The sequence below is a fragment of the Rheinheimera sp. genome (assembly GCF_020217005.1).
GTDB lineage: Bacteria > Pseudomonadota > Gammaproteobacteria > Enterobacterales > Alteromonadaceae > Pararheinheimera.
In genome coordinates this window covers 1-10,000 of the sequence record NZ_JAIWOI010000123.1, presented here as the reverse complement: position 1 = coordinate 10,000, position 10,000 = coordinate 1, and the positions used below count along the sequence as shown (strand labels likewise).

9 protein-coding genes and 1 pseudogene are annotated in these 10,000 nt (G+C 46.8%); 6 read left to right on the top strand and 4 right to left on the bottom strand.

The window, feature by feature from the left end; genetic code table 11:
- From LDL40_RS06005 to pseB, 4 genes and pseudogenes are all read right to left on the bottom strand, one after another.
- Positions 1 to 365 (bottom strand): annotated as a pseudogene (locus LDL40_RS06005) (hypothetical protein); the annotation flags it as partial.
- The gene (gene pseF, locus LDL40_RS06000) at positions 362 to 1,057 is read right to left on the bottom strand and encodes a pseudaminic acid cytidylyltransferase (RefSeq protein ID WP_300994281.1); all 696 of its coding nucleotides are present in this window, start codon (positions 1,055 to 1,057) and stop codon (positions 362 to 364) included. The pseudogene LDL40_RS06005 and the gene pseF, both read right to left, overlap by 4 nt.
- Positions 1,058 to 1,060: 3 nt before the next feature.
- Entirely contained in the window at positions 1,061 to 2,242 is a 1,182-nt protein-coding gene (gene pseC / locus LDL40_RS05995) for a UDP-4-amino-4,6-dideoxy-N-acetyl-beta-L-altrosamine transaminase (protein WP_300994280.1), read from the bottom strand.
- Positions 2,239 to 3,240, bottom strand: a complete 1,002-nt coding sequence (pseB, locus tag LDL40_RS05990; protein WP_300994279.1) for a UDP-N-acetylglucosamine 4,6-dehydratase (inverting) — start codon at positions 3,238 to 3,240, stop codon at positions 2,239 to 2,241. The genes pseC and pseB overlap by 4 nt, the downstream gene beginning before the upstream one ends.
- Before the next feature lie 240 nt (positions 3,241 to 3,480).
- Here pseB and LDL40_RS05985 point away from each other — a divergent pair, with 240 nt between their 5' ends.
- The 6 genes from LDL40_RS05985 to fliF all read left to right on the top strand — a co-directional run.
- A complete protein-coding gene (locus LDL40_RS05985; protein ID WP_300994278.1) occupies positions 3,481 to 4,278 on the top strand; it encodes a flagellin in 798 nt (265 codons plus the stop codon).
- A 130-nt stretch (positions 4,279 to 4,408) separates the two neighbouring features.
- The gene (locus LDL40_RS05980) at positions 4,409 to 5,860 is read left to right on the top strand and encodes a sigma-54-dependent Fis family transcriptional regulator (protein ID WP_300994277.1); all 1,452 of its coding nucleotides are present in this window, start codon (positions 4,409 to 4,411) and stop codon (positions 5,858 to 5,860) included.
- A 122-nt stretch (positions 5,861 to 5,982) separates the two neighbouring features.
- Positions 5,983 to 7,110, top strand: coding sequence for an ATP-binding protein (locus LDL40_RS05975; protein WP_300994276.1), 1,128 nt, complete (start codon positions 5,983 to 5,985; stop codon positions 7,108 to 7,110).
- Positions 7,097 to 8,452, top strand: coding sequence for a sigma-54 dependent transcriptional regulator (locus LDL40_RS05970; protein WP_300994275.1), 1,356 nt, complete (start codon positions 7,097 to 7,099; stop codon positions 8,450 to 8,452). The genes LDL40_RS05975 and LDL40_RS05970 overlap by 14 nt, the downstream gene beginning before the upstream one ends.
- A gap of 219 nt (positions 8,453 to 8,671) precedes the next feature.
- Positions 8,672 to 9,013, top strand: a complete 342-nt coding sequence (gene fliE, locus LDL40_RS05965) for a flagellar hook-basal body complex protein FliE (protein ID WP_300994274.1) — start codon at positions 8,672 to 8,674, stop codon at positions 9,011 to 9,013.
- Positions 9,014 to 9,029: 16 nt separating this feature from the next.
- Positions 9,030 to 10,000: flagellar basal-body MS-ring/collar protein FliF (gene fliF, locus LDL40_RS05960; RefSeq protein WP_300994273.1), on the top strand; the 971-nt coding region annotated here is incomplete at its 3' end.

The following is a 10,000-nucleotide window of genomic DNA, read 5'->3' as shown; positions in this document are numbered from 1 at the left end:
TTTTGGTAAAAACCTGTCATGGCCTGCTCGAAAATGCTGGATAAACCGTAATGATCTATCACTATTAAATCCACTGGCGCTTGCAGTTGCGCAATAAGTTCAGCCGCATCCTGCTGTTCTGTCACGCCGAGCCATGCGGCATAACCTGTCGCTTGGGTCTGTATAGGCTGTTGCAGTGCGATGATGTCAAACTTTTGTTCGCGCAGCCATTGAATTAAATGCCCCGGGTGAGCACGGCAGGCAAATTGCACTTGCCAGTCCGATTGCTGCAAGGCTTTAGCTAAAGTAAGACAACGCATCAGATGGCCTGAACCTATCACTGCGGATGCATCGACCCGAAACAAAGCTGTTTTGCGGGCAGTCATGCTTGCCTTAACAGCAGTTGATGCAACAATTCAGCGCGCAGCCAGTCCTCTGCAGTATCTATATCCTGAACCAGATGCTGCGGCAGCTCATACAAATAAGAGCTTGGCGAAAACACTGGTTTTGCGTCCAACCAACTTTGAGTGCGGCCACAATAAAATTGACCCGCATCGTGGAAGGTTTCTGGCAAATCTTGTGAGCGTTTTGGGATAGAAGAGGGATCTACAGCTTGGACTCTGCCTTGTTCAGTCCTATATAAAGCGCGCTGAATAGGAAAACTAAAACGACAGCCAGAAAAAACATAATCCAAAGTCAGGTCCTGCTGCAATTGCAGCATGGCCTCTTTTAGCATTAAAGGTTGAAGCAAAGGTGCAGTGGCATAAATACAGGCGACAAATTCGGGTTTAAGCTGATGCTGCAGCGCCCAGTCAATGGCATGACGCACTACAGCACTGGTGCCTGTGTGATCGTCGGCTAACTCTGCAGGGCGGATAAAAGGCACTTTAGCGCCAAATTTTTCTGCTACTGCCGCAATTTCAGTGTCGTCGGTTGACACCCAGACTTGATCAAAAGAGCAGGATTCTAATGCCGCTTCAATAGACCAGCCAATCATCGGCTTGCCGTTAAAGTCTTTGATGTTTTTACGCGGTATCCGTTTACTGCCGCCACGTGCCGGAATAATGCCCAGTCGCATCCGTTACTCCTTGCAGGCAGCCTTTATTGCGGAATCTAAGGCTAAAGCAACTTGTTGCTGCTGCTCTGCGGTTAAATCTGCGTGCAAAGGTAAGCTGATAATTCTGCTGTAAAAGGCTTCAGCTTGCGGAAAGTCGCCCCAATGAAAGCCCAGTTTCTGATAATAAGGCTGGGTATGGATAGGAATGTAGTGCACGTTCACACCAATACCAGCGCTACGTAGCGCTTCAAATACAGCCAAGCGGCGATTTTCGTCATGTAGTTTAATGATATACAAATGCCAGGCCGACTGACCGGCAGGGCATTCTTCTGGCAGATCTACAGGTAAATCCTGCAACAAAACTTTGTAACGGGCCACGGCTTCCAGGCGTTTGGCGACAAAAGTATCCAGCCTATTCAGTTGACTTAAACCCAAAGCGGCCTGAAGTTCTGTCATTCGATAATTCAGCCCCAGCTCTATTTGCTGGTAATACCAGGGGCCATGGCTGACTTCAGTCATCTCATCTTGATTACGGGTAATGCCATGACTGCGAAATAGTTGCATACGAGCCGCCAGCGTTACATCTTTGGTCAGCGCTACACCGCCTTCAGCTGTCGTGATGATTTTAACAGGATGAAAACTAAAGACAGTGATGTCACTAAATTGACAGCTGCCAATTTTTAGCGGTTGGCTATTTTTATGTTGCAAATAGGAGCCACCCACGGAGTGCGACGCATCTTCAATAATCCGGATGCCATAAGGCCGGCACAAAGTCGCAATTTGTTGCATAGCACAGCTATGTCCAGCCAGATGCACAGGGATCAGAACTTTAGGTAAGGTATTGGTTGCGGCAGCCTGTTGTAGTTTGGCCGCTAAGGCTTTGACCGACATCAGGCCTGTGTCTGGTTCCACATCAACAAAATCAACTGTAGCACCACAATACAAAGCACAATTGGCTGAAGCAACAAAACTGATAGGGCTGGTCCAGACTCTGTCACCCGGTTTCACCTCCAACGCCAGACAAGCGATATGCAAAGCTGAAGTGGCACTATTGACTGCTACCGCATAAGGCACATCGCAATAGCTGGCCAACGCTTGCTCGAAGGCAGGCACTGCCGGGCCCTGGGTCAGAAAGTCGGATCTCAGTGTCTCAATGACGGCCTGGATATCTGCATCGTTAATCGACTGTCTGCCATAAGGGATCATAACATCGCATCCCTGTTAAAATGTACCAGCTCTTCAGGGCTTAAAAAGTGAGGATTTTTATCCGACACATATTCAAAACCTGGCTCGACTAGTTTGCCTTTTTCTTTTAACGCATTAATGGTGAAGTTATTGCCCCTGTTGGAAAACTGGATGGATGGGGCTATCACATAGTGGTCGTCGTATTCATAGGTGTTATACGACATGTCACCAGGGCACATCATTTCATGTAATTTTTCGCCTGGACGAATGCCTACTTCCTTGATCGGCAAGTCAGGAGCTATGGATTTAGCTAAATCCACAATACGAATAGATGGAATTTTAGGCACAAAAATTTCGCCACCCAGCATACGCTCGAAGTTTTTCAGCACAAAATCGACGCCCTGCTGCAGGCTGATCCAAAAACGGGTCATTTCCAGATGAGTGACCGGCATATGGTCCGTGCCTTTTTGTTTTAATTGCTCAAAAAAGGGCACGACTGAACCACGCGAACCAACGACGTTTCCGTAACGCACCACAGAGAAACGCGGTTTGCTGCCACCCGATATGTTGTTGGCTGCGACAAAAAGCTTGTCTGATGCCAGTTTAGTGGCGCCATATAAGTTGATGGGGTTTGCTGCTTTGTCGGTGGACAGAGCTATAACTTTTTCCACGTTATTTTCAATGGCAGCGTTGATCACATGTTCAGCGCCGTTAATGTTGGTTTTGATGCATTCCATCGGGTTGTATTCGGCCGCCGGAACTTGCTTCAGCGCAGCGGCATGAATGACATAATCCACACCCCGCATGGCACGGATCAGACGTTCCTGATCCCGCACGTCACCAATAAAATAACGCATACAGGGCGCGTTAAACTTTTGCTGCATTTCATATTGTTTTAACTCATCTCTGGAATAGATAATAATTTTATTGGGTTTATACCGTTCCAGCAGAGTTTGGGTGTATTTATGGCCAAAAGAGCCAGTGCCACCTGTAATGAAAATATTTTTGCCGTCAAACATAAGCGCCCCTGATGTGTCATAAAACTGACAGTCATGTTGGATCTGTATCCACTGTAACAAACCTTAGCATAATTTGTTCCACTATTAAAAAATCCTTTTTAAATAGAAGCTTAGCTTGGTATGAGTTCAAGAGGATGAAACTGCGTAAAAAAAGTACAGATCAAAGCTTGGGCTATGTGGGTTTTTTGGGGTAAACTCAAAACGTTGCCACTCCATTTTGGAATAGCCTGAGGTAGTAGTATGAAAATCGGTAGCTCTTTCGCCAATGAAAACCAGCTGAAATTTAATTCGAACGAATCTGAAAATCTGCTGAAAAAATTAGCCACTGCCCGCAGGATCAACAGCGCAGCTGATGACGCTGCAGGCTTGCAAATTGCCAACCGCTTAACTCAAAGTGCAAATGCTTCAGCTCAGGGCACACAGAATGTATACGATGGTATTTCCCTTGCCACTGTCGCAGATCAAGGCTTACAAGGCGTTACTGACAACTTGAATGAAATGGGTCGTTTAGCTGTGCAGGCTGGTAATGGCTTATTGACCGCATCGGACCGCCAGGCGCTGCAAAAGCAAGCTGATGCTTATGCTGCCAGTATTCAGGATCAGATTAAAAATACCGAATTTGCCGGCATTAAACTTTTTGATCAGGACGGTTCCATTCCTGTAGGTACAGGCAATGGCAGCATAGGTATTAAAACTCAGGATTTATCTACCCGCTTAACAGATTCAGGTGCTTTTAGCATAGATTTGTCTTCTGCAGAAAGTGCGGAAGCCTCACTGAAATCGATCCAGACTTCTTCGCAAGTTGTAGATAACAACAGAACGGATCTGGGGGCTACGATCAATGCGTTGCAATCTACGGCTCGCAATCTGCAAACTCAGAATGTAAATGAGCAGGAAGCTATCAGTCGTATTCAGGATCTGGATTATGCCAAGGCAGTGACAGAACAAGTTGCCGCAGGTATTCGTGAACAAGCTTCTGTCTCAGTGATCAGTCAGAGTAGAGTGTCAGAGCAGCAGGCATTAAAGCTTTTAGCTTAAGTTTCAGTTCGGTTGTTCTCTTCATTTAAAACGCTATTTTTTTGACACAGCGTCAAAAAAATAGCGTTTTACCTTGCAACATCAGACAAGCTTTGTAGAATGGTCAAAAAGCAATAAAAGTCTGAGTCTTATGACCAACAAGCTCTATATTCTGGATCAGCAGGAACAACGTACCTTTCGTTTAGGTGCTGTGTTGAGTTTTATCTCTGAAGCTCACGAGGTGTTGAACTATCACGAACTGGACCAGTACTTAGATACTGATTCAAAGGCTGTGATTTTATTGGGGGCTTTATCCAGTCAGGATCATGAACAATTGATCCGCCGTTATCCTGCTTGCGCCTTTTTATTGCTTGGTGAAACACTGAAGCATCACCTGGGTTTAGCTAACGTAGTAGGTCTGCTGACAGAACCCTTTTCTTATGCATCCTTTACTCAGTTGCTGCGTGATTGTCAGGAATATCAGCGTTTGCTGCCCGGTCAGAAAGGTCAGTGTGAACAATCCCGTTTTATTGGCATGGTCGGTCAGACTCAGGCCATGCAACAAGTCCGTTTCCTTATTCAGCAAGTCGCCAAAACCGATGCTAACGTATTAATTCTGGGTGATTCCGGCACAGGTAAAGAAGTGGTCGCCCGCAATATTCATGTGTTGTCGAATCGTCATCAGGGACCTTTTGTGCCGCTGAATTGTGGAGCCATTCCGGCAGAATTATTAGAGAGCGAACTGTTTGGTCACGAAAAAGGTGCGTTTACCGGAGCTATTTCGACCCGAAAAGGCCGGTTTGAGCTCGCTCAGGGGGGCACACTGTTTCTGGATGAAATTGGTGATATGCCTCTACCTATGCAGGTTAAATTGTTAAGAGTGCTGCAAGAACGGGTTTATGAAAGGGTCGGCGGCAGCCAGCCTATACGTGCTGATGTGCGAATTATTGCTGCGACCCACAGAGCGCTGGAACAAATGATTGAAGAGGGGCGTTTCCGTGAAGATCTGTTTTATCGCCTTAACGTTTTTCCTATTGAAACTCCGGCACTACGTGACAGAGCTGATGATTTGCCTTTGCTGGTGCAGGAGTTAATTGTTCGCGCTGAGCAACAAGGGCACGCCAAAGTAAAATTTACAGAGCGGGCACTTGCGAGTTTAAAGCTGCATTCCTGGCCAGGCAATGTGCGTGAGCTGGCGAATCTGGTTGAGCGCATGGCGATTATGTTTCCGAATCAGGTGGTGGATGTGGCTGAGTTGCCACAGAAATACCGTCACCTGGACGTGGAGAGTTATGTGCCTGTCTATCCTGATGCCTTGCTGGAACGTGATGCAATCAATGAGTTATTCCAAAGTCAGGAGGATGAAGAGGAAGGCTCAGAGGAACAACTTTTTCCACAGACAACTGGCATTGAAATCTTGCCAGAGCAAGGCATGGATTTAAAAGAGTTTTTAGCAGAGCTTGAAATCTCTCTTATCACTCAGGCGCTGGAGCGGCATGAATATGTGGTAGCCAGAGCCGCTGATATCTTGTGTTTGCGTCGTACCACTTTGGTTGAAAAGATGCGTAAATACAATTTAATGCGGGATGAAAGCCAAGCGTGAGCTTTAAATTGTCAAAAAAATGGCTCAATAACTCATTGATTTTATAAGGTTTAAATTGATTTTTAATTGTGGCACGTCTTGTGCATTTGAGTGGCTAGTGTCAATTCAATTGCAGAGACGTTATGAATACAGCCAAAGCTTATGCATATGTAGCAGAATCACAGTCTGAATCGCAGCCACAAACTGCTACCGCTGCGGTTACTGCAACTGCTATTCATACGGCTCGCCAGGCCCGTCGTTTGCAACATTTGGTCAATAATCTGCCTACAGCTGTGATAGTGCTGGATGAAAGGGGTTATGTGGCTGAAGCCAATCCTGTTGCGATCTCTATGCTGGGAGAGCCTTTGGTAGGACAACGCTGGCTGGATGTGATAGCCCGTTCTTTCAGGCCCCGCAGCGATGACGGTATGGAAGTCTCTCTACAGGATGGTCGCAGGGTTAAACTGGCCATAAGTTCTTTAGAGCCTGAAGCAGGCCAGCTCATTGTGCTGACCGATCTGACAGAAACCCGTCAACTGCAAAGTCGTCTGGCTCATCTGCAGCGTTTGTCGACCCTCGGCAAAATGATGGCGTCTCTGGCACATCAAATTCGTACCCCGTTATCCTCGGCTTTGTTATATGCCCAGAATCTGACCAGCCCAAAACTAAGTTCCCAATCCCGTGCGCAATTTCAGCATAAGCTGGTGGCTCGTTTAGTCGATCTGGAGCAACAGGTGAATGACATGTTGCTATTTGCCCGGGCAGGCCGCGAGCAACAGGTAGAGCCTTTATCTTTGCAACGTCTGTTAACTGATGTTTTTGCCGGCGTGGAAGCTTTAGTGGAGCAACAACAAAGTCAGATCCAAATCCAATTGCCGGAACCTGATATACAAATTCTCGGTAACCCGCGCAGTTTAGCTGGCGCTATTCAGAACTTAATCCAAAACAGTATGCAAATTATTGAGCAAGGTGCAGTTTTGAAACTGGAAGCCCGTTTAGATACCGCTAATCCACAGCAGGTGATGATAGCTGTTGAAGATAACGGCCCCGGCGTACCAGAACATTTGCGACAACAAATATTTGAACCCTTTTTTACTACCCGAAGTCAGGGGACTGGCCTTGGCCTGGCAGTAGTACAGGCTGTAGCTCATTCACACAATGGCTCTATCCGCTATTCCCCTACAACTGAAGGAGGGGCGCGTTTTGAATTATTGTTTCCCGTCTATGTACCTGTCACCACAGGTCAGGAGTTAAGTTATGCAAACAACTAGTATTTTGGTCGTAGAGGATGATGCAGGCTTACGCGAAGCATTGTGTGACACGCTCAGTCTGGCCAATTATCAGGTGGTGCCAGCCCAAAGTGCTGAGCAAGGCCTGCAGCTGTTAAAAGAGCATAAAATCTCTTTGCTGATAAGCGACGTGCAAATGGGCACTATGTCAGGTTTAGACTTACTCAAAACGGTGAAGCTGAATTACCCGGCTTTGCCTGTGTTGATGATGACTGCCTACGCTAATGTCAATGATGCCGTGGTTGCTATCCGTAATGGCGCAGTGGATTATCTGGCAAAACCATTTTCACCCGAAGTGCTGATTAACATGGTCAGTCGTTATGCATTAGGTAACGAAGTGGCAACTATAGAACCTGTAGTGCATTCAGAGCAGGGTAAGCAATTGGTTAAACTGGCGGCGAAAGTAGCTCGTTCTGACGCCAATGTGCTGGTATTAGGCCCAAGCGGTTCAGGTAAAGAAGTGCTGGCGCGCTACATTCATCAACAAAGCGGCCGTACTGATGGTCCTTTTGTAGCTATTAACTGTGCTGCTATTCCTGAGAATATGCTGGAAGCCACCTTATTTGGCTATGAAAAAGGGGCTTTCACCGGCGCTATTCAATCCTGTCCGGGCAAATTTGAACAAGCTCAGCAGGGCACTATTTTGCTGGATGAAATCAGTGAAATGGATTTAAACCTGCAGGCTAAATTACTGCGGGTGCTGCAGGAGCGTGAAGTGGAGCGTTTAGGAGCACGCAAAACCATTAAACTGGACGTGCGGGTCATAGCCACCAGTAACAGGGACTTAAAACAAGCTGTAGCTGAAGGCAAATTCCGTGAAGATTTGTATTATCGATTGAACGTGTTTCCGCTGACCTGGACAGCTTTGGCTGAACGACCAGCTGATATAGTTCCGCTGGCTATGCATTTGCTGGAGCGTCATTGTCGCAGCACTGGTATGCCACAACCAAGTTTGAGTTATGCCGCACAACATAAACTAATGCAGCATTATTGGCCTGGTAATGTGCGCGAACTGGATAACATAGTGCAACGGGCTTTGATCATCTGTGATGGCGATCAAATAAATGCAGCAGATATTTTATTAGAGTCCGCTCCGACTATGATGGACAGCATGCCTGATGCAGCTTTTGGCCAGCATGCAGAGCAGGATGTCAGCCTCTTTAAATCTGAAATCTACGAGCAAGAACATCGCATTATTCTGGAAACCATGCGGGCCTGCGCTAACAGTAGAAAAGAAGTGGCAGAGCGCCTTGGTATCAGCGCCAGAACTTTAAGATATAAACTGGCCAGAATGCGTGAATCTGGCATTCAGCTACCTGCGTAAATTCCAGAGCCAGAGCTTTCGCTCTGGCTCTTTGTTGATTCCCCCCTCTTGTCAGAAAATTGAAGCTGCCAGCTCTTGCTTGTTTAGTTTTAAATTATTGTTTTTAAATGATATTGTTGAACCCCGCTTTGATGAGGACTCTGGTCCTGAATTCTGGCACGATCCCTGCTTTACCTATCTTAATCGCAGTAATAGCAAAATTTTGACAGGTCACAGCAGATGAATATTCAAGGTCAAGGTCACAGTCTTTATCAGGAACTTCAATCCCTGGCTTCACAGGTCCGTAGTGTGCCTTCAGAACTGGCCATCCCGGCTATCCCTGAGCAAAATACCAGTCAGTCTGATTTTTCTGCCATGCTCAAAGGCGCTTTGGACAAGGTCAACGCTTTACAGGGTGAAAGTCGCCAACTCAGCACAGCTGTCGAAATGGGTGATCCAAAAGTGTCGCTGGCACAGGCCATGTTGGCAGGTCAAAAGGCCTCTTTAGCTTTTGAGGCGACAGTACAGGTGCGTACTAAGTTAGTTGAAGCTTATAAAGAAATTATGTCGATGCCGGTCTAAGGCGGGGGAATAACCAGTGGCAGAAAGTACCTCAACCGAACTGACGATATCGTCAGATGATTTTGGCAGCAACACCCCAGTGCAACAGGAGCAAAAATCAGGCTTCCTGGGCTCTATGGGGGGTGGCATGGATATGGTTCGGCAGATCAGCTTAATCGTCGCTTTAACCATTTGTATTGCGTTGGCTGTATTGATTATTTTGTGGGCCCGTGAGCCAGATATGCGACCTTTGGGCACTTTTGAAACCAAAGAGCTGATCGAAACTCTGGATTATCTGGATAGTCAAAAAATTGATTACAAACTGGATGGTCAGGTCGTGATGGTGTCTGGTAAAGACTACCAGGACATTAAGCTGAAGCTAGCCCGTGCTGGTTTGCAACAAGAGCAAAGTTCAGGCGATGAAATTCTGATGCAGGATAGCGGTTTTGGTGTCAGTCAGCGTCTTGAACTGGAAAGGCTGAAACACAGCCGCGAACAACAACTATCCCGCACCATCGAGCAATTTCAGAGCATTGCCTCAGCTCGCGTCTTATTGGCAATTCCAAAAGAGAATATTTTTGCCCGCCGGGAAAAACAACCTTCAGCCACAGTGATGGTCACAGTCAAAGGTGGTAAGAGCTTAAAAGACGGTGAAGTGGATTCTATCGTCGACCTGGTGGCTTCTGCTGTGCAAGGGCTTGAACCAAGCCGCGTTACAGTCACAGACCAAAACGGTCGTTTGCTCAATAGTGGCTCACAGGATGCTTCTTCAGCCCGCAGTCGCAAAGAGTACGAAATGGAGCGCGCCCGCGAAGAAGAATATCGTCAGAAAATTGACTCCATTTTAATCCCTGTTTTGGGTGTTGATAATTACACGGCGCAGGTCGATTTATTGATGGACTTCACCGCTGTGGAGCAAACACAAAAGCGGTTTAATCCTGATTTACCTGCTGTGCGCAGCGAAATGAGTGTTGAAGAAAATAGCGTAGGTGGTGGTTTAGGTGGCAT